The sequence below is a fragment of the Actinomadura sp. 7K534 genome (assembly GCF_004348575.1).
Lineage (GTDB): Bacteria > Actinomycetota > Actinomycetes > Streptosporangiales > Streptosporangiaceae > Spirillospora > Spirillospora livida.
The window spans coordinates 1-19,372 of the sequence record NZ_SMKB01000137.1; the positions used below are offsets into that span (position 1 = coordinate 1).

General features: G+C 68.5%; 21 protein-coding genes. 11 read left to right on the forward strand and 10 right to left on the reverse strand.

Annotated features, from left to right (window positions below):
* On the reverse strand, positions 1-482 hold a 482-nt coding region (locus E1266_RS23930), incomplete at its 3' end, for an ATP-binding protein (protein WP_165966185.1).
* A gap of 117 nt (positions 483-599) precedes the next feature.
* Between E1266_RS23930 and E1266_RS23935 the strand changes: the two genes are divergently transcribed.
* The 8 genes from E1266_RS23935 to E1266_RS23980 all read left to right on the forward strand — a co-directional run bounded on the left by E1266_RS23935 (position 600) and on the right by E1266_RS23980 (position 7,396).
* Positions 600-1,418, forward strand: a complete 819-nt coding sequence (locus E1266_RS23935) for a helix-turn-helix transcriptional regulator (protein ID WP_132050569.1) — start codon at positions 600-602, stop codon at positions 1,416-1,418.
* A complete protein-coding gene (locus tag E1266_RS23940; RefSeq protein WP_132050571.1) occupies positions 1,415-1,594 on the forward strand; it encodes a DUF397 domain-containing protein in 180 nt (59 codons plus the stop codon). The genes E1266_RS23935 and E1266_RS23940 overlap by 4 nt, the downstream gene beginning before the upstream one ends.
* Before the next feature lie 368 nt (positions 1,595-1,962).
* Complete coding sequence (locus E1266_RS23945) at positions 1,963-2,469, forward strand: putative immunity protein (RefSeq protein WP_132050597.1); 507 nt, start codon at positions 1,963-1,965, stop codon at positions 2,467-2,469.
* Positions 2,470-2,532: 63 nt separating this feature from the next.
* On the forward strand, positions 2,533-2,979 hold the full coding sequence (locus E1266_RS23950; protein WP_243718786.1) for a DUF5713 family protein: 447 nt from the start codon (positions 2,533-2,535) through the stop codon (positions 2,977-2,979).
* A 416-nt stretch (positions 2,980-3,395) separates the two neighbouring features.
* Positions 3,396-4,508, forward strand: coding sequence for an NAD(P)-binding domain-containing protein (locus tag E1266_RS23960; protein ID WP_132050573.1), 1,113 nt, complete (start codon positions 3,396-3,398; stop codon positions 4,506-4,508).
* Positions 4,509-4,664: 156 nt separating this feature from the next.
* Entirely contained in the window at positions 4,665-5,315 is a 651-nt protein-coding gene (locus tag E1266_RS23970) for a hypothetical protein (protein WP_243718788.1), read from the forward strand.
* 17 nt (positions 5,316-5,332) lie between these two features.
* Positions 5,333-6,370 carry an ImmA/IrrE family metallo-endopeptidase gene (locus E1266_RS23975; RefSeq protein ID WP_243718790.1) on the forward strand — a complete coding sequence of 346 codons (1,038 nt, stop codon included), beginning with the start codon at positions 5,333-5,335 and terminating at the stop codon, positions 6,368-6,370.
* Between the two features lie 153 nt (positions 6,371-6,523).
* A complete protein-coding gene (locus tag E1266_RS23980; RefSeq protein WP_243718792.1) occupies positions 6,524-7,396 on the forward strand; it encodes a helix-turn-helix transcriptional regulator in 873 nt (290 codons plus the stop codon).
* 104 nt (positions 7,397-7,500) lie between these two features.
* Here the strand turns inward: E1266_RS23980 and E1266_RS23985 are convergent, their stop codons facing one another.
* The 5 genes from E1266_RS23985 to E1266_RS24005 all read right to left on the reverse strand — a co-directional run bounded on the left by E1266_RS23985 (position 7,501) and on the right by E1266_RS24005 (position 11,395).
* Positions 7,501-9,075 carry a CBS domain-containing protein gene (locus E1266_RS23985; RefSeq protein WP_132050575.1) on the reverse strand — a complete coding sequence of 525 codons (1,575 nt, stop codon included), beginning with the start codon at positions 9,073-9,075 and terminating at the stop codon, positions 7,501-7,503.
* Complete coding sequence (locus E1266_RS23990; RefSeq protein WP_165966186.1) at positions 9,072-9,515, reverse strand: sigma-70 family RNA polymerase sigma factor; 444 nt, start codon at positions 9,513-9,515, stop codon at positions 9,072-9,074. Before E1266_RS23990 ends, E1266_RS23985 begins: the two co-directional genes overlap by 4 nt.
* A 27-nt stretch (positions 9,516-9,542) precedes the next feature.
* Positions 9,543-9,731 carry a hypothetical protein gene (locus E1266_RS23995; protein ID WP_132050578.1) on the reverse strand — a complete coding sequence of 63 codons (189 nt, stop codon included), beginning with the start codon at positions 9,729-9,731 and terminating at the stop codon, positions 9,543-9,545.
* 672 nt (positions 9,732-10,403) lie between these two features.
* Positions 10,404-11,072 (reverse strand): hypothetical protein, encoded by a 669-nt coding sequence (locus tag E1266_RS24000; RefSeq protein ID WP_132050580.1) that lies wholly within the window; start codon positions 11,070-11,072, stop codon positions 10,404-10,406.
* The gene (locus E1266_RS24005; protein ID WP_132050582.1) at positions 11,069-11,395 is read right to left on the reverse strand and encodes a hypothetical protein; all 327 of its coding nucleotides are present in this window, start codon (positions 11,393-11,395) and stop codon (positions 11,069-11,071) included. The genes E1266_RS24000 and E1266_RS24005 overlap by 4 nt, the downstream gene beginning before the upstream one ends.
* 418 nt (positions 11,396-11,813) lie before the next feature.
* Here E1266_RS24005 and E1266_RS24010 point away from each other — a divergent pair, with 418 nt between their 5' ends.
* Together E1266_RS24010 and E1266_RS24015 are read left to right on the forward strand one after the other, a co-directional pair.
* A complete protein-coding gene (locus E1266_RS24010; RefSeq protein ID WP_132050584.1) occupies positions 11,814-12,578 on the forward strand; it encodes a hypothetical protein in 765 nt (254 codons plus the stop codon).
* A gap of 66 nt (positions 12,579-12,644) precedes the next feature.
* Complete coding sequence (locus E1266_RS24015; protein ID WP_132050586.1) at positions 12,645-13,265, forward strand: alpha-ketoglutarate-dependent dioxygenase AlkB; 621 nt, start codon at positions 12,645-12,647, stop codon at positions 13,263-13,265.
* A gap of 59 nt (positions 13,266-13,324) precedes the next feature.
* Here E1266_RS24015 and E1266_RS24020 read toward each other — a convergent pair whose 3' ends face one another.
* From E1266_RS24020 to E1266_RS24035, 4 genes are all read right to left on the reverse strand, one after another.
* The gene (locus tag E1266_RS24020) at positions 13,325-14,929 is read right to left on the reverse strand and encodes a caspase family protein (protein ID WP_165966187.1); all 1,605 of its coding nucleotides are present in this window, start codon (positions 14,927-14,929) and stop codon (positions 13,325-13,327) included.
* Between the two features lie 8 nt (positions 14,930-14,937).
* Positions 14,938-15,330: a hypothetical protein gene (locus tag E1266_RS24025; RefSeq protein WP_132050589.1), complete on the reverse strand. Its 393-nt coding sequence runs from the start codon at positions 15,328-15,330 to the stop codon at positions 14,938-14,940.
* Positions 15,331-15,481: 151 nt separating this feature from the next.
* Complete coding sequence (locus E1266_RS24030) at positions 15,482-16,888, reverse strand: carotenoid oxygenase family protein (protein WP_165966188.1); 1,407 nt, start codon at positions 16,886-16,888, stop codon at positions 15,482-15,484.
* A 73-nt stretch (positions 16,889-16,961) separates the two neighbouring features.
* The gene (locus tag E1266_RS24035) at positions 16,962-18,305 is read right to left on the reverse strand and encodes a HAMP domain-containing sensor histidine kinase (protein WP_132050593.1); all 1,344 of its coding nucleotides are present in this window, start codon (positions 18,303-18,305) and stop codon (positions 16,962-16,964) included.
* Between the two features lie 192 nt (positions 18,306-18,497).
* Here E1266_RS24035 and E1266_RS24040 point away from each other — a divergent pair.
* A partial coding sequence (locus tag E1266_RS24040; protein WP_132050595.1) for a LysR substrate-binding domain-containing protein occupies positions 18,498-19,372 on the forward strand: 875 nt, incomplete at its 3' end.

The window sequence follows — 19,372 nt, forward strand, 5'->3', positions numbered from 1 at the left end:
GGCCACGGGCCGGGGAGAGGGAAGGCCGCCCAGACGGCTTTGCCTTGGGTGCCACCCGTGCAGATTGAGCGGGATGAGTGGGCTCCCCATGCGTCGGCGAGCATGCCGACGATTCCTATGCCGCGGCCGTGGTCGTCCAGTAGGTCGCCGGGGGTGTTGGTCGGCCAGGACGCGCGGCAGGCGTCGTAGACGGTTATCACGAGTTGCAGTTTTGGGGTCGTCCTGGCCCAGACCCAGAGTTCGGGTGGGGCGGCGGCGCCCGAGTGGGTTAGCGCGTTGGTGGCGAGTTCGCTGGCGGCCAGGACCGCGTCGTCGGTTGTGCCACGGTCCAGGCCGAGCTTCGTCAGGGCGATGCCGAGGAGGGAGCGGGCGACCGAAGCGGAACTGGCGTCGGTGGGGAGGCGCCAGGCACACATGCCTCCCAGCGCTATATCAGCGGCATCACCTACAGTCATTTGTCCGGACTGCACTATCTGGGCCATTTTGGAACTCTCCTTCACAGGCAGGACTTGCTTTCTTCTGGACATAGGCTGCGCCTTTCGCCATAGCCTTGTCAGAGTTGTTCGCAACTCCTGCAACTGCGGGAAATCCGGAGGCACATGATGTCGCACGTCCCCTCGCCGGACCCGAAGTCCTCGATGTGGTCCCTCGTCGCGTACTACCTGCGCTTTTGCAGGTTGCAGCGCAAGCTCACGGGTGACCTGATGGGCGAGGTCCTGGGGTGCTCGAAGTCCACAGTTTCTCGGCTGGAGACGGGAGCCTTGCAGCTAACCCCCGAGCAGGCCGCGGTCATTGATCGCACATGGGACACGGGCGGAATCTTCAGCTTTCTCGTCTGGTATGCCACGCTCGGGCACGACCCCGACTGGTTTAGGCAATACGTCGATTTGGAGTGCCGCGCGTCCGTCATCAAGACCTGGCAGGTCGACCTCATCCCTGGCCTGCTACAAACCCCGGACTACGCCAGAGCCTGCCTCACTGCGGGCAACGTCAAGGACGTTGAGAGGGCGCTTGATAAGCGGCTATCTCGACAAGCGATCCTGGAGCAGTCGGATCCCCCGACGCTGTGGTTCCTGATCTCCGAGACTCTGCTCGAACTGCCGTGTGGCGGGCTGGATGTTATGAGGGCTCAACTCGCTCACATACATGACCTTTCGCACCGTCCCAATGTGGGCGTGCGCGTGGTCCCAAAGTCCGTCGGCGCGCACCCGGGGTTGGATGGCCCCTTCATGCTGATGACGCTCGCCAATCCGCACATGGAGGTCGCTTATGTTGAGGCACCGGGTGGCGGTCGACTCGCTTCGAGCGCCGCCGAAGTAGCGTCATATGCACTACGTTATGACCAGATCGGACAGCACGCGTTGCCCGAGACGCTGTCCCGAGACCTGATCAAGAAGATCATGGAGAGCATGCAATGAGTCCCGATTGGCGTAAGAGCAGCAAGAGCACCACCCAAGGTGGGGAGTGTGTGGAGGTTGCCGCGCTCGCCAATGCCATCGGCGTACGCGATAGCAAGAATCCCGAAGGCGGCCACCTTGTCCTCGCGTCTGAGGCGTTCGCGCGGCTCGTCGAGCGCATCAAGGGCCTGGACTGACGGCTCGACATCGTGGGCGGGCGGCGTTCATGGACGTGGCCGCTGGTTGGTGTCCCTCACTTCCGATCTCAGCCTCTCAGTCAGCGTCCTGGCACTCGAAGCCGATGTGACGGCTCCCGACACACCAGGTGACGTTCTGGTGGCGTCGGATCGAGCGACGGTGAGGCGGCCGGTTGTGGGAGATCGCCATCCTCTGGGGAAGTGGCCGTTGCGCCGCGCGATGCGTGCGTAGGCGTGGCTGTTTGCCCAGGGACGGCGCAGGACGGTGGGGGCGACGTCGCTCAGGTGGCGGGTTTCTCGACGGACAGGGCTTGGGCGGGTCCACCGGTGGGAGGATTGCGGGCGTGTCCGGGGATTTTGAGTTGAGCATGGAGGAGTTGCGGGTCGTTGCGCGGTTCGTGGCGGAGAGTGCTCAGGACGTTCTCCCCGTGTTCGAGCAGGCCGTGCCCGGTGATCCTCGTCCGCGTGCGGCCGTCGATGCTGCATGGGAGTTCGTCAACGGTGCGAGACGAACCAAGTTGCAGCGCGTCACCTCGCTGGACGCGCACCGGGCCGCGAAGGACGCGGGGACCGAAGTGGCGCGTCTCGCGGCGCGGTCCGCCGGGGATGCCGCGTCCGCCGCGTATCTGCATCCGATTTCGCGGGCCACCCAGGTCGGGCACATCCTGCGCGCCGCCGCGAGCGTCGCGCGGATCGCCGAGCTGGACGCAGGTGGCGACCCCGCGGTCGGAGACATGATGATCGAGCAGGCTCGGCAGCGCGCCACGCCAGTCCTGATCTCGGTTCTCTCCCGCTACCCTCCCGCGCCGACCGCCAAGAATCGCGTCGCGCAGCTCATGAGCAACCTGGACTCTTCGCTCCGCGCGTCCGGCTGAGTAGAAGACGACGACCGTCAGAGCAGTCGGCCGGCTGGCCGTCCGCGCTTCTAGGGGCCTGTTGTGAAAGTGCTGGTCACGAGCGGTCTGGCATACATGGCGGCGTCGTTGTCAGTGGTGTTGTGCATGATCGGCGCGTCAGTTCTTCTACGGGGATGGGGAAGCGCCATGCCGATTACGAACCAGCGGGTAGCAGGGCATGTGTTCCTGCAGCAGATGTATTCAGACTCGTACTTTCCCGACCACGTCGTCGACAAGGGCGGTGCGATCCTGTTGCGGCTGTGCGAGCGGATCGAGGCTGAGCAGCCGTCGAACCTGAACGCTCTGTACGCGCTCACCCACGCCGCAACGGAGGAGTTCAACAGTCTGGAGGCGGAGTTCGCGGCAGCCGGGAGTGAGATCGAGACGGTTGCGCGTGAGGTGATCGCTGAGAACTTCTGGTTCGTCGCGTCGGCATACGGGTTCACGGACGCGGATGTAGAGAAGCTGATCGCCACCCGGGAGTGGTGAGCGACGACCGAAAGGCCGCCCGCCGCTCAGAGCCATCCCCTGATCCCACAGGTTCATCACGACGGCGTGGGGCAGCTCGGAGCCGGTCGGGAAGCGCCGAACATCGTGCCGATCGCGACCGGCGCGTGCGGCCACGGCCTCGGTAGCGGACGACGCCCCCTTGTGCGGCGAACACGGCTTCGACCGGCTTCAGGATGCGCGCCCGGTTGCGGCGAGCGTCGGCCCGCACCAGTCGTCCGCCGGCGCCGTCGGCCAGCGGACGTGATGGTCCCACGCCGGGTCTCGCACGCTGGCGCAGATCAGCAGGGGACGAATCTCGTCGCAGGTCAACGCGAGCGCCCGGGAGCGAGCAGGATCACGGCTGCCGTCCACCCCGCAAGTGGAATGGTCATGTCGCCTCGCCGGTTGGAGCGAGTATGCGGTCCGTCGATGTTCTGGTGATTGGTGCTGGTCAGGCCGGGTTGTCGGCTGCCTATCACCTGCAGCGTCGCGGATTCGTTCCCGTTACGCGGGCCTCGGGGGACGGCCGGACGTTCGTGGTGCTCGACGCGGAGGACGGGCCCGGGGGCGCATGGCAGCATCGCTGGGCCTCCCTGAAGATGGCGACGGTCAACGGCATCTACGAGTTGCCGGGGTTTCCCGTGCCGCCCGCGGATCCGGACGCCAGCAGCCGTGATGTTCTGCCCGCCTACTTCGCCGACTATGAGCAGCGCTTCGCTCTCGATGTGCAGCGTCCTGTCCGGGTGAAGGCCGTGCGCCGTCCCACGATGGAGGACGGTACGGAGACGGACGGGCCGTTGATCGTCGAGACGGATTCCGAGACCTGGTCTGCCGACCACGTCATCAACGCCACCGGAACCTGGACGCGCCCGCACTGGCCGTACTACCCCGGCAGGGAGAACTTTCGCGGACGACAGCTCCACGTCCACGACTACGTGTCGGCCAACGAGTTCGCCGGCAAACGCGTCGTGATCGTCGGTGCGGGGATTTCCGCGACCCAACTGCTCGAAGAGATCTCACGCGTCACCGACACCTTGTGGGTCACGCGCGCCGAGCCCGTATGGGAGGACCGCTTCGACACCCCCACCATCGTTGCGGCGCTCGCCCGCGCGGAAGAGCGCGTCCGGGAAGGGCTGCCGCCGCAGAGCATCGTGCGGGTGACCGGCATGCACCGCACCCCGTGGACCGAGCGGGCCGAGGCGCGGGGAGTGCTGGTCCGGCACCCGATGTTCACCCGGATCGAAGAGCACGGCGTACGCATGCCGGACGGCTCGTTCGAACCCGCCGACGTCATCTTGTGGGCGACCGGATTCCGAGCCGAACTCAGGCACCTCGCTCCCCTGCGGCTGCGCACCCCGAAGGGCGGCATCCGCGTCGCGAACGGCCGATCGCTCGACGAGCCGCGATTGTTCGTGATCGGCTACGGACCGTCGCAGTCGACGATCGGCACCAACCGCGCGGGCCGGGACGCGGTCATCTCGATCCTGGCCGACCCGGCCGCGATGAAGACTCCGTCTATTCCTGCTTGATAGCCGTCAACCGGGCCATCACCACCATGTACCAGGACGGGACCGCTACCCGAGCTGCTCCGCAATGGTTCGGGCCCAGCGGCCTTGAGCTGGTCGAGCAGGTGCCGCAGTTCGAGGGCTGCTCGTAATGTCGGTGGTCGCGGTTATCGTCGGAGGGTGGCTGAGGAGCAGCGGGTTGTCTGGGACGAGCTCTTGGCGGCGGGGTTCCTGCACGGGGTGCGGGAGGCCCACCGCGAGGCGACGCTGGCCCTGTTCAACGGGTTGAGCCGGGCGGCGGGGTTCAAGGAGCGGACGTACGGGGTCGGCGCGTTCGAGCTGCTCGAAAGCCACCTCGACCGCGTCTTCAGCCGTGACGACCTGCCGCAGAAGGTCGTCCGGGACGACTTGAACGGCTCCCCCGGCTGGCGTTACGGCCCCTACCGCGTCCTGCTCAAGCGGCACGAGTTCGGCAACGTGCGCGGCATCCGGTGGGATCGCGACAGTCCCACCAAGCAGGCCGTCGCCCGGCAGGGGTACGTCGAAGACCCCCAGCTGGCCCTGCCCCTCGGGCTCGACGCGCGCGACACGCCCGGGGTCGTCACGCTGGTCCTCGCGCACAGCGCCAGCGAGGAACCACTGGAGATGGAGCTCTTCCTGGGCCGCCCCAGGTGGAACGCGGACGGCGGCACCGCCTGGCACTGGGTGAAGGAGCTGGACGACGCCCTCGGCCCCGATCCACGTCGTAAGCTCGTCGAGCGGACGATGCCGCTCTGGGACGACCACGAGGATGTCCCCATGCGGCTCCGCGGGGAGACGAAGACGGCCTAAGCAAAGGGTGGCGCGGGGTGCTGTTCGACTGCGAGCGGCTGACGCTTGCCCGGCGGCTCCGGGGCATGCGCAAGAACCAGCTCGCGCAGGCCGTGGGGACGACGCCGAAAGCGATCGGGCAGTACGAGGCGGGCGTGCAGCGGCCCGAAGAGCGGACGGTGCGCCGCCTGGCCATAGCGCTCGGAGTGCCGGTCGAGTTCTTCCACGCCGGCCGCAGCCCGGTCTCCATGGACGGGGCGCACTTCCGCTCCCTGCGGTCCACCACGCAGATCGAGCGGGACCAGGCCCTGGCGTACGGACGCATCGCCACCGACGTCGTCGCCCTCCTTGAGACGCTCGTCGACTTCCCCGCGGTCAATCTGCCCGAGCACCCCGTCCCGCCGGACGAGATCGCCGGAAGCGGGCCCGTGGAAGCCGCCCGGCTGACCAGGAAGGCCCTGCTGGACGAGGCGGGCCCGGTGCCGCACGTCGTCCGCCTTCTGGAGGCGCACGGCGTCCTCGTGCTCGTGCTCCCCAGCGCCGCCGAGCGGGTCGACGCGTTCAGCGTGGGCGTCCATCCGCGGCCGATGGTCTTCTTCAATCCGGCGAAGGGCGATTACTGGCGCAACCGGTTCGACGCCGCGCACGAGCTGGGGCATCTGGTGATGCACGCCGACGCCGAACCCGGCGAAAAGGTCGTCGAGGACCAGGCGCACAGGTTCGCGGCCGAATTCCTGATGCCGGCGGACGACATCGCCGGGGAATTGCCCGCACAACCCGATTGGGAACGGCTGGCCGTCCTCAAATCGACGTGGGGTGTCAGCATGGCGGCGCTCCTCTACCGGTCGCGCACGCTCGGAATCATGACGGAAACCGCGTACCGCAACGCGATGAGCACGCTGAGTTCACGCGGGTGGCGGCGCCAGGAACCCGGCCCTTCGAAACCGCTTGAGCAGCCGACAATGCTGACCCGGGCGCTCGAAATCGTGAACCGTGCGGGGACGGACCGTGACGGAGTCGCCGAGCGGGCGCGCGTGACGAGGGCCGATTTGGACGCGCTCATCCCGATGCGGTAATACCGCCGCGATTGGAACGATCCCTAAAGTCATTTAGCGCATCGTGCGGCCAGTACGGAGTTACATATCTCTGACCGGAGGTTTCCTGCGCGGCGGCCATTGCCTGTGAGACCCTCCGATGGTTGCCGGGACAGACGAGGAGCTGGAGACCCCGTGCTTGACAATCGGCAGGCCGGCCCGAGTTCGACCGCGCTGCGCATGCAGATCGGCGCGCGGCTCCGCCGCATGCGCGAGGCCAAGGGGATCGGCCGGGCCGAGGCCGGGCGGGCGATCCGCGGGTCCGCGTCCAAGATGAGCCGCCTCGAACTCGGCCGGCACGGTTTCAAGCTGCGGGACATCGCCGACCTGCTCGACCTCTACGGCGTCGACGACGACGCCGAGCGCGAGAGCCTCATCGAGCTGGCGAAGGAGGCGCGCAAGCCCGGCTGGTGGCAGAGCTACGGCGATGCCGTGCCGAGCTGGTTCGAGCAGTACCTCGGGCTGGAGCAGTCCGCGACGACGATCCGCAACTACGAGGTGCAGTACGTCCCGGGACTGCTGCAGACCGCCGAGTACGCACGGGCGGTCATCGCACTGGAGCACCACGACGCGGCCTATGAGGGGTTCGACCGGCGGGTCTGCCTGCGGATGTCCAGGCAGCAGATCCTGCACCGGCCCGTCGCCCCGGCGCGGCTCTGGACGATCATCGACGAGGCGGCGCTGCGCAGGCCCATCGGCGGGGCGGAGACGATGCGCGCCCAGATCGAGCACCTGATCGAGGTGTCGGAGAACATGCCCAACGTGAAGGTGCAGGTCCTGCCGTTCGCCGCGGGCGGCCACGTGGCGCTGGGCGGCCCGATCACGATCGTCCGGTTCGCCGAGCACGACCTCCCCGACATGGTCTACCTCGAGCAGCTGACCGGCGCCCGCTACCCCGAAGGCCAGGAGGCCGAGCGCTACCAGGAGATCATGGATCTCCTCGCGATCCGCGCCTCCCGCCCCGCCACCACCACCGCCTTCCTCAAGGACCTCCTGAACGAGTTCTGACCCACCCGACCAGGGCCGTTCCATCCCCTCCCGCCAACCAGAGATCGAGCAGGCGATCCGGGGCGGCGATGCCGCGCCCCCGGACCTCGTCTCGTCGTTCCACTTCATCGCATGAGAATGACGCGCGGGTCATACAGATCTGTGACCAGCCTGCTTTGTGGTGATGGGTTGTCGCCGGATTCCACGTGGCCGGCTAGAGCGGTACGGGCGGTGATGTACCCGGCGATTGATCCGGAGTCGTCGAGCACCACCAGAAGCCCGGCCGAATCGGTGAGGATTCGATCCCGGACCGTGTCGATCGGTGTAGCGGTGCTGATCACGGTGGGCCTTCGCATGACGGAGGAGACCGAGGCGCCCGGGCAGTGGCTGGCGGCGGCGACGGCGTCGCTCATCGTGGCGATCCCGATGACGGCATCGCCATCGTGGACGGGAAGGGCGTACTCCTCGGCGGTCACCATTCGCTCCACGGCCTCGTCGATTCGCTGGGCAGGCAGCAGTGTCGGCACCGGGTAGGGGACGAGCACGTCAGCCGCGATGCGTGCTCCGCGCTCCGCCCCCGAGGCCGGTCGCCTCACGTCAGGGCCGGGAGGCCAGGTCGCTAGGCGGATGATCGGTCCAAGGCACCCGTCTCCGCGGTCGGACTCCAGCCAATCAAGCGCCCTAAGCCGCCTACGCAGCGCTGCGACCTGATCGATGCGAGAGTGGGCTGTGCCCACCGCAAATGCTGGCTTGCCGTAAACCAACGCCTGCCTAGGTGCGGTGCCCTCCGCATGAATGAACAGCACCTTGCACGGCTCGCCCAATGGGGCGCTATCGCCCGCCACGTCGAGAACAACCTCGCCGTAGCCCCAACCGATTCGGCCTCGCTGGACGTATTGATCTTCTTGGACCAGCCACCGCTGCAACACCGAGCGGCACCGCTCGGCGGCATCGCCGTCCGCCGGCAGGGGTAGCAGCATGGCTGAGGATCGCCGGTGCCGAGAGTGGAAGAGTGCAAGTTGCTCTGCTCGGACCTCGCCGACCGGATCGGCGTCGGCACCCGTCCTCAACTCGTCGGAGGAATGCCACAGCATCCGGGTCAGCGCCATTGTTCGTTCCGCCTGGGCGTCGCCGGATCCAGCTTCGGTCTCGGTGCCGAAACCTCTGGACAAGACACGATCTGCTGCGGCCGCAGGGGGTCTTGGTGATCCCTCGGCCTCGGTTGAGGGGGCGGCAGATAGCCCGTTGTCGTCGCCGGCGGACCCGGTTTCGACTTGCTTGCGGGCAGCCGCCATGATCTGTTCCGCTTCACGGCGAGCGTCCGCGACGATCCGGGCGGCCTCGGCTCGCGCCGCCTCGACCATTTCCATCGGCTCTGGATCCCGTTGAGAGTCTTCACCCAACGGTGCCTGTCCAGGTTCAGCAGGCCGACCTGTGCCGTTTCGTTGGTCTTCAGGCGCCGCAGAGGCCGCGAGCAGGACCTGTTGCAGACGGTCCTCGATGTGATCCGGGGCCAGGTAATCGGTGGCTCGGTCGACCAGGTCCAGCACATCGCCCAGGAGTCGGCTGGTCGACTCCTCCTGATCATCGTGCATGCCGCCGCCGATGATCAGGGGGAGCTTCACGTCAGCCCCGGGGACCACCACATGAAGATTCTGGTCTTGGTCTCGGTCGTCGGGTTCGTGATTGCGTTCGTTCACTGAGCCTCCTCCTTTCCCGGTTCCGGCAGGGCTTTATCAGACGAGTCGCCTGGTGGAGGGATCGGCGGCAGCGTGGCCGGAGGACGGGCCGAAGTGGTGGCCGTGGAGGCGAGACGTGAAGGGACCAGGGCAAGGCGTTCCTTGAGGCGATTGCGTGCATGACGCAGGTGGGAGCGGACGTTGGGCTCGTTCTTGCCCAGCAGCTCGGCGATCTGCTTCGTGGACAACCCGTCGAAGAAGTAGCGCACGATCCGGCGCTGGCCGGGCGGCAACTCGGCCAGTACCTTCTCGATCCAGTCCAGCTCGACCCACTGAGCCAGGAGATCCTGGTCCGCCTCTTCATCGAGACGCATCATCTGGTGCATCTCGACCGCGCGTTGCTGGAGCTTGCGGTCCCTGGTGCGGGCCTTGATGAAGTGGTTGCGGGCCGCCACGCGCACCCATGAGGACGGTGTGCGGATACTGTCCTAGTTCCGGTAGGCGTCCTCGAAGGCACGCTGTGCGGCGTCCTCGGCCTCCTCCCGGCTCCCGTCCAGAACGATGATCATTCCAACGACACCGCGGTAGTGCTGCCGGAAGAACACCGTGAATTCCTCTTTGCTGTCCTCAGTGGGTTCGGGCCCACCTGCGAGAGGTGATCGTTGGGCTTCGACCATCGGCAGTCCTCCATCGCTGTCCTCCAACGCCTGGGCTCACGCTCGGTACATGGGTCCGCGGGTGAGCCCAGGCGTGAAAATCACGACCAAGATTTTTTCTGGCGGGTGTCCGGGGGTCAGCGGCGTCGTGCGACCACGGCGGTCACAAGCAGCGCGATGACCGCGGCGATCACTGTCACCGCCACTGACCCGGTGACGCCGTACGCTCCGACCACGGACAGCAGAACGTTGGTGAAGACGAGCTGCAGGTCCCTGTCCGGCCCCCGAGCCCCCCGTCCGGCAGAACCGCCCGGACGTTCCTCGGGGCCGCCATCCTTCGCAGTGGGGAGGTCCGCCAGAGAAGCGGTCGGCGAACGAGCCGGATCTACCGGCTCATCGTTCTGCGGCGAGACGGCGGAGACGGGGACGGCAGCCTCTTCATTCCGTTGAGCAGAGCCCATGAGTCGTTCCCCTCGAAGTAACACGGCGACGTTCGATGACACTGGGGTCCCTGGCGGTGAACCGGCGTGAAAGTCCCAGTTCAGAGGCCCAGACGAGGACTGTCGGGCATGTCGGAGTTTCAAAGGAACGGCCTCAGGGGCACTGGACGCGACCACCTCACGCAGGGTTCAGGGTTCGGGGGCGGTATAGGGCGAGTTCCGTCCCGGCGGGTCCCGGCCGTCCGTCCCCTGTTCAGTGACCGAACCAGGACCAGGCGCGGGCCCTGGTCTCCTTGGAGGTAACGCGAAGGGGCCTGTAGGCGGCGGGATCGATGAGGCCGCCGGCCGCGCACGCCTGCGCGTAGAGCTGGTCGGAGACGAGCAGTCCGAGTTCGGCGCCGGAGTCGGCAAAGGCGCGTTTGAAGGCGGGAGCCTCCAGCAGCCGGAACAGGTGGACCAGTGCCTGCCCGGCGACTCCGTGCGCGTCGCGGTGAACGAGCCCGATGTGGACCGCCAGCCGAAGCCTCAGCCGCGCGGCGTCGCTGGCGAGGCGGTTGTAACGGCGCAGGACCGCGGTCAGGTGGTGAGCCAGCGGATCCAGGAAGTCGCCGGCGGGCACCTCGGGCGGGGCGATGATCAGCGCACCGTCGCCGCGGTCCTCGCGGTGGCAGTCCCACCAGGGCAGCCGGGTCATCTCGAAGACCTCGATCAGCAGCCCGTACATGTGGCGGCGGACGTGCAGCTGGGCGAGGTCGTCGCGGCCGGGTGTCCCGAAGGAGCTGATGTCGACCGCGACCAGCGTGGTGTGCATGCTCGGCGGGCGCTCGTGCCGCTCCGCCATCGGATCGGGCGGGACGACGTGCACCGGCTGGGGCGCCTTCCGGGACGAGGTGACCGCCGCGGTGGGGTCGACCTCCATCATGGCCGTCCTCCCCTCGCGTCGGACGCGGCCGTACAGGCGGTCAGGTCTCCGGCCGCGCCGACGGGCCGGGCGGCCGGCGAGACGGCGGGCGAGCGGACGTACTCCGGATCGCTCCAGAAATCCAGCAGCTCGGTCTCGGTGAGCTGTTCGGGCGGTGCGTGGCGCAGTCGCCGGCCCGTGCGCAGGGACCAGGTCGCCACCAACAGGAATGCCAGGTGCTCGTCGTCGCTGCGCGGTGTCTGTAGGCCGGGCTCGGGCCGGAGGCGCCGGCCGGGCCGCCACGGGCGCCCGCTCACCGCCTCGGCAAGTGTGATCGTCGACATAGATGGCCGTTTCCAATAGGTGGAAGATGTTCGGGAAGCGACCAGTACGCCACCGCGCTGGGAGCGCTCGCAGCTCGAACCGGCCATCGGAAGAGAACGGAACGATACGGTGCGCGTTCCTGCCTGCCCCGAACGAGCCATATCGGACAACCGGCTATCTCGGCCCTCAAATTGGACCGTGCGAAGGCGGCCCGAATGAGCTACTGGTGGGTATTCGTGAAAAGTTCTCAGACCGCGCTCCAAGCCGTGCCGAGCCGTTCCGATCCATCCGCTATTTCCCTCCCACCAGGAGGTTCACCAACTGTCGGTGCGAAGCGGAACAATCCGGGACACTCTCCTAGACACCTCCCCCTACTCAAGAATGAGACTATTTACGGCGTGTTTCATGATCGGTAAATGAAGATCAGTTAGGCCAGATATGACCGACGAGTCACTTCCCGCCACCGCGACGCTCGACGAGTTCATCGGCTGGCTCGTCCTGCTGCGCGAGGAGTGCGGCTCGCCCAGCCTGCGGGACCTGGTGGCCAGTTCAACGCAGGTGATGCACCGCCACAGGCATGAGCGCTCAAGGCTGCAGACGCTGTCGGTGACCGCGCTCAGCGACCACCTCGGCCGACGCCGCAAACACCTGCCGGCCTGGGGCTGGGTGGCCACCTACGTGCTGGCCTGCCAGGAGTACGCGCGGACGAGCGGGGCGTGCCTGGACGACCCTGGAACCGCCACCCTGCCCGCCTGGCACGATCGATACCGTGCCGCGCGAGCCGGGTCGCCGCCCGCTCCACCACCGCTGCAGGCGCCCGTACCGGAACCGGCAGAGCCGGTCCCGACCACGGCGGGCGTCGAGGAGACGCCGCGCGACCACTACGGCGCCTGGTCCGCGGCCAGCAGATGGCGCCCGGACGACCTCGCCTCGCCGGACAACGGCGCCTGGACGCCGGACTTCACCGCTTACGGCGTTTCCGAGTACGTCGGTCTCGACTACGACGTTCTCTTGGACGACGCCGATCTTCAGCAGTGGTTGGACTCGCTGACGCGGTTGCCTCCCGAACCACTGGTCGTGAGGCAATACCGGAGCATGATCGGTGCCCACGGTGTCGATCTGCTGAAGGCCGCCGAGGGCGGTGACGCTGAGGCCGCCTACCGGCTCGCGATCCTCCTGCTCTGCGAGCAACGGCCGGCCTAGGCTCAATGCGCAGGTCGGACGACCCTTGATCGAACATTTGTTTGACTGCAGGGCTAGAGTGGTGGCATGTTCCAAGGGTCGCTGCTGGACGAAGACACGGAGGAGCGCGGTCCGCGCCCGCTGAGTTCCGCGCGGCGGACAAGGCTGGCCCGCGGCGCCTGGGTGGACGTCCTGCCCGGTTGGATTCCGGGAGCGGACGCGCTGTTCGAGCGGCTGGAATCGTCCGTCCCGTGGCGCGCGGAACGCCGCCGCATGTACGACCGGGTCGTGGACGTCCCGCGCCTTCTTTCGTTCTACGACGAGGACGACGCGCTGCCCGACCCCGTCCTGGACGACGCGAAAGCAGCGCTGAACAGCCACTACGCCGCCGAACTCGGAGAGCCATTCCGGACGGCGGGCCTCTGCCTGTACCGGGACGGCCGCGACAGCGTCGCCTGGCACGGCGACCGGATCGGGCGCGGGTCCACGGAGGACACGATGGTCGCGATCCTGTCGGTCGGGACGCCGAGGAGTTTGCTGCTGCGACCCCGCGACGGCGGCCGGACGATCCGTCACGAACTGGGGCACGGCGACCTGATCGTGATGGGCGGAAGCTGCCAGCGCACCTGGGAGCACGCGATCCCGAAGAGCACCCGCGTGACCGGCCCCCGAATCAGCATCCAATTCCGCCCCCGCGGCGTCCGCTGACCTCCCTCCTGAAACCTTGGTGCGTCTGGCGCCTACGACGGCCGTTCCCGGGCGACCTCTTAGGAGCGACGGCTCGTGTGCACGGGACCGCCGTAGGCGAGGCGCTGCGCCAGCGTTCCGATGAGCTTGAGCCGGGCCGTGCCCCTCCTGGTGATCTGGTACAGGCAGTAGGCGCGCAGGGCGAGCGGGACGACGAACCACCCCACCATGTAGGCGTTGAAGGGCACGTCTCCTTGAGGGATCTCTTCTGAGCCGTACCTGATGCCGCTGTACACCAGTAGCGGGATGCTCGCCGCGATGATGTAACCGGTCGTCAGCGCGTCGGTGAGCGCACTGTGGATCGCGTGGTACTTGACGTTCCGGCTGCGGCTGAACAGGAGCAGCAGGCTGGTGAAGAACGGCAGGAAGTAGGCCAGTACCGAACCGCCGCGAAGGGGCTCGTCCTGGGGCCCGCGCGGCGCCCCGGCGGCGGGGTGCCAGGGCGGCGGTACCGGGCCCTCGGAGAACGGTCTTTCCGGGGATGCCGGTGCGCTGGGCCAGGGCATGGCGGAGAGCGGATTCAGGGGCGGCGGCACGGGCGCGGGATCTCCCGGCGGCAGGGGTGCGGACCCGAGTGATGGCCGTGGCGGCGGGACGGCCACCCGCTGAGCGGGAGTCGGCCAGACCGGGACCGACGCATGGGCGCCCGGCTCAGCGCGGTCGATCTCCGCGATCGCCTGCCTCGCCTTGGCGATCACGGTGCGACTGTCGTCGTCGAGCAGTTCCTTCAGTTGTTCGTACGCGAGGCGCCCCACCGCGTCCCCCGCGAGCGCGAGTTCCTTGAGTGCGTCGACGGCCACGGCCCGTACGCGTCCGAGCGGGTTCTTCGTGGCCGCGACGACCTCGTCCGGGAGCGATGGCGGCTTCGCCGTGGCGGGGCTCCAGGCCACGATCAGTTCGCCGCTCACGTCCGAGAACTTGGTGGGCGTCTGGTTGGGGTTCGCTTCGGTGACCTTCGAGTACGCGTAGTCGTACAGCTCATCCACGGAGATCCGGCCGTCCTGGTTCTGGTCCGCCTCCCCGGTGGTGAGCCCGTTGACGAGCGCCTCGGTGAAGATCGAGGGGCGGCCCTCGCGCCGCTGTCCCGTGCCGGCGAGCGAGATCTCCTTGGTCATGTGGCGCTCGTCCAGCTCGAACGCGTACTCCAGCGCCGAGGACGACGACAGGATCGCCCTACCGGACCCGCTCAGCCGCTCGTTGATGCCCACGCCGCCGTCCCCGCGCCTGACCATTCCCTCGACGAACGCGCCGCTGTAGCAGCAGTCCAGGAGAAGAATGATGTTGCGGGACCTGCTCTGCGACATCCGGTCCCGCACGAAGGTCGAGGCGATCCCGGTCGCGCCGAGCCTCGTCACCCGCGTGTTGGTGGTCGCGAAGTACAGATGGCCGGCGTCGTCCTTGACCCCGTGGCAGGAGACGTACAGCAGCAGGACGTCGTCGGGGCCCTTGTCACAGAAGAAGTCCTCGATCGCGAGGTTGACCTCGTGGACCGGCCGGTTGAAGACGCGCTGCACCTCGAAGCCGCCGATATGCGGTTCCGCGAGTGCGGAGGCCAGCGCGTCGACGTCGTGGGCGGGCGCGTACAGCGATCCCAGATCCGCGGACTCGTACCGGTCGGCGGCCACGAGGAGCGCTACGCGCCTGGCCTTCCCTCGTTCATTTCCGGAGTTTCCCGCTCGCATGCCTGGAGCCATTCGAACAGTCGCTGCCCCTCCGCCGGAGTCGCGGCGGACAGTTCGATCGACCTGTCCCCGCAACTGATCTTGACATTTCCCCTGCGCGGCCCGAGCCAGCCGAACAACCCGTTGACCAGGGCCACCAGCGCCGGCGTCCCGGCAAGCCCGACGAGCAGGCTCGCGACGGCCACCGACGTCCCCGATTTCGCTCCCGGCGGCGGCTGGACGGCGGGCCGCTCGGCGTCGAGACCGAGGTCCCGCAGGTCTCTCAGCAGGCGCCTGCCGAGCAGGTCGAGGCGGGCGGCATCGGCTCCGCTCTCCGCGATCTCCACCAGGACGACCGGTGTCATGTAGCACTCTTCCGCCGATTGAAGTGATCTTTACTGCGTTTCTTACTCACACTTCAAAGACGCGGGCGCGGCCGGGACAGAGCACCCGGACAGTGTCTCGGTTCGGAATACACCACCAAGTAACCCTCGCCAATCCCCACAATTCAGGAATTTATGGGCGAGGCGGGGCGGCGATGCGGTCGGTGAAGGAGCCGTGGAAGCCCATGGGGATGTGGTGGCGCAGGTGGGCCACGGCGATGGGGTCGGCTTCTACGTCGCGGGCGTCCAGGATGAGCAGGCGGGAGCGGTGCGCCTCCGGGTCGTAGGCGAGGGCCAGCAGCCACCCGTCGCCCTCTGCGGCACCCGGCTCGCGCGGCACGAAGACCGGTTCGCCGAAGCCGTGGCCTGGCGGTAGTTCGTGGACGGTGCGCCTGTCCTTCTCGTGGTCGTAGGCGTGGATGCCGGTGCTCTGCTCCGTCCGTCCGGCGAAGTAGGTGTAGCGATGCGGGCGGCCCGCCTGGCGGACGTCGGCGTGCGGCAGCTCCATCGGCAGCGCGCACACCTCCTGCCCCTCGACCTTCCCGGACGGGGTGACGCGGTAGCGCATCAGGGCGTTGCCCCAGGGGAAGTCACTCGTCCGGAAGTCGCGGAACCGTGTCGCAACCTGGTTCCAGTCGGCGAAGCGAACGAACTCGACGACGACGTCGTCGCCGTCCTCGAACGCGTTGACGAAGTGGAACCCGAGCAGCGCCTCGTGCTCGATGACCCGCGCCTTGCCGCCGTCGCGCGGGACGAGGGTGAAGCACGTCGGCCGGTGCGGCTCGTAGGTGAGACCGTCGGCGATCGACCCGCTGCCCAGCAGGATCGGCGCGGCCTTCGGGATGACCGGGTTGACGACGAAGACGAGGTAGCGGCGCGTGAGCGCGAAGTCGTGGTTCCACGGCGTGTACGGGAGGGAGACGCGCGGCATGTGGTGCAGCGCCCCGCCGGCGTCCACCCGGTAGCAGCGCAGGCTGCGGACGCGCGTGAAGTCCATCCCGAAGTTGAACAGCTCACCGGTCTCCGGGCAGCGGGACGGATGCGCCGAGAACGCCGCCATCGCCTTCAGCCGGCCGCCGAACGAGTGCTCCCCCAGCGTCTCCAAGCTGTCGGGGTCGAGGCGGAACGGGCGTCCGCCCTCCCAGAGCGCCAGCAGCTGCCCGCCGTGCAGGACCACGCCGGTGTTGGCGACGTTGGCGGGCGGGCGGAACATGTTGGCGAGCCGCCCGCCGGGACGCTGCGTCCCCAGCCCGCGCAGCCCGACACGGCCCTTGCGCTGCCCGTACCGGTAGTGCCTGGTGCGGACGTACCGGTTGCGGTAGCGGATCGTGCCGTCGCCGGGGAACGTGAACATCGACAGCATTCCGTCGCCGTCGAAGATGTGGTCGAGGAGGCTCTCGCCGACCTGCCACCGGCCGGGGCCGTTGCGGTAGAGCGTCCCCGCCAGCCCTTCCGGGAGGCGCCCGTCGATCTCGTCGACGGCGTAGTCGTGTTCCTCGTCGAGGGCCTCGTAGATGCGATGCCAGGCGTCGACGGCCACGGCCACTCCTCGTCCGGCGGTCCAGGTGATGGCAGGCTGCCACACCACCGACCCGTAGTTCAATGCCTAACGACTACGATCCGTTCCCCGTGGCGCGCCTGTCGGCGGAGCCGGGCGAGCGCGGGATCCGCAGGACGAATCGGGCGCCCCGGTCGCTGTCCTCGATGGTCAGCGTCCCGCCGTGCAGCCTGGCGATCTCGCGGGCGATCGGGAGGCCGAGGCCGGTCCCGGCCGCGTCGCGGGCCTTGCCGGCCTCCAGGCGGGCGAACCGCTGGAAGACGACCTCCCGGTCCTCCTCGGCGACGCCCGCGCCGTCGTCCTGGACCTCCAGGACGCCGTACCCGTCCTCGTCGCGCACGGTGATGTCGACGCGCGACTCGGCGTGGCGCTCGGCGTTGTCCAGCAGGTTCGTCAGCAGCCGGACGAGCCGGAGCCGGTCGCCGCGCACCGTCACCCCCTCCTGGAGGTGCGTGTGGATCGCCTTCGTGCGCTCGGCCCGCGCCACCTCGATGGTGACGACGGCGCCGAGGTCGATCGTCTCGGGGCGCTGCCACGCGTCGCCGGCGTCCAGGCGGGCCAGCTGCAGCAGGTCGGTCACGATGGCCTGCAACCGGTCGAGGCTGTGCAGGACGTTCCGCGCGGTCTGCGGCCAGTCGACCTCGTCCGGGAACAGCAGCGCCTCCTCCAGCTGAGCGCGGGCGCCGGTGATCGGGCTGCGCAGATCGTGGGACGCGTCCGAGGTGAAGCTGCGCTGCCGCTCCAGGGCGCTGTCGAGGCGGTCGAGGGTCTCGTTCGCGGCCTGGGCGAGCCAGCGGATCTCGTCCTGGTACGGCGGCACCGTCACGCGGCGGCCCGACTTGCTCGCGGTGATCTCCGCCAGCTCGGCGCGGATCGCGTCCACCCGCGCGAGGACCTGGTCGGTCGTCCCCCAGGCCCGCAGGCACGCGATCATGGTCACCAGGAGCGCCGCGCAGACCAGGAGCATCAGGTGACCGGGGCTGACGTACCAGGGGACGATGGGCGTCGCCGCGTAGACGAACCGGTCTCCGGTCTCGTTGTACACGCGTAGCGCGATCACCCGCTGGCAGCCCTTGAGGCCGGCGGGCGGGCAGCGTTCACGCGTCGCGTAGATGCTGGTCGCCGGCGGCTGGAAGTTCGCCATCGGCGGCCCGGCCAGGGCTCCCTCCGTGCCGGCGACCACCTGGCCCGCGTCGTTCACGAGTTGCAGTCGGACGTCCTTCGGCGCATTGAGCCTGCCCCGCACCAGTTCCCGGTCGGCCTCGTACGCGACCTGCAGCGCCGAGGAGACGGCCTTGCCCCGGACGGACTCCGCCGTGTGGGCGCGGAGCCCGACGAGGATCAGCGCGCACACGATGACGGAGACGACGGCGGCGACCGTCCCGGTAGTTGCGGTCATACGCACCCGTATGGACCATGTGCGCCGTCCGTTCACCCGACCTCCCGCTGGTGAGGTAATCACCGCGCAGGCCGAGATCAGTCCTCTGAACAGCAGCGATGCACTCAAGAAAGACCAAAGGAATCCTTTGTCGCATCCCGGGCGATGCAGAAGCAGTAGCGCTGGACAACCGCCCTGTTAGCATTGCTGGTTATGGAGCTGCGCCAGTTCGAGTACTTCGTGGCGGTGACGGAGGAGGCCGGTTTCACGAAGGCGGCGGCCCGGCTGCACGTCGCCCAGCCGGGCGTGAGCGCGCAGATCCGGCAACTGGAACGCGAGCTGGGGCAGCCGCTGTTCGACCGGTCCGGACGGACCGTCCGGCTGACCGAGGCCGGCGAGGCCGTCCTCCCGTACGCGCGGGCCGCGCTCGCGGCCGTCGAAGGCGCGCGGCGGTCGGTGGACGAGCTGACGGGGCTGCTGCGCGGGCACGTCACGATCGGCACGATCGACTGGATCCAGTCCCTTGACCTTCCGGGGATGCTCGCCGACTTCCACCGCGACCATCCGAACGTGGAGATCACCGTCCTGCAGCATGACGCCGTGACGCTGGCCGACGCGCTGCGGGAGGGGCGGGTCGACCTCGCGTTCCTCAGCCTCGGCTCCGAAGCGCCGGAGGGCGTCACGACCCAGATCGTCCTGGAGCAGCACCTCTTCGCCGCCGTCGCCCGCGACCACGCGCTGGCGCGGCGGTCCAGCCTCCGGCTGCAGGCCCTCGCCGAGGAGGACCTGATCAGCCTGCCGAAGGGCACCGGGCTGCGGGCCGTCCTCGACGAGGCGTGCGCGGCCGCCGGCCTCACCCCGCGCATCGCGTTCGAGGCCGGCGAACCGCCCGTCCTGGCGCAACTGGCCGCGCACGGGCTCGGCGTCGCCGTCCTACCCGAGTCCGCCGCCCGCGCTTTGCCGGACGGCCTGCACGCGATGCCGATCGTCCGCCCCCGGCTGACCGGACGGATAGCACTCGCCTGGCGAACCGAGGGCCCCCGCAGCCCCGCCGCCCGCGCCCTCATAACCCGCGCCCACGAACACCT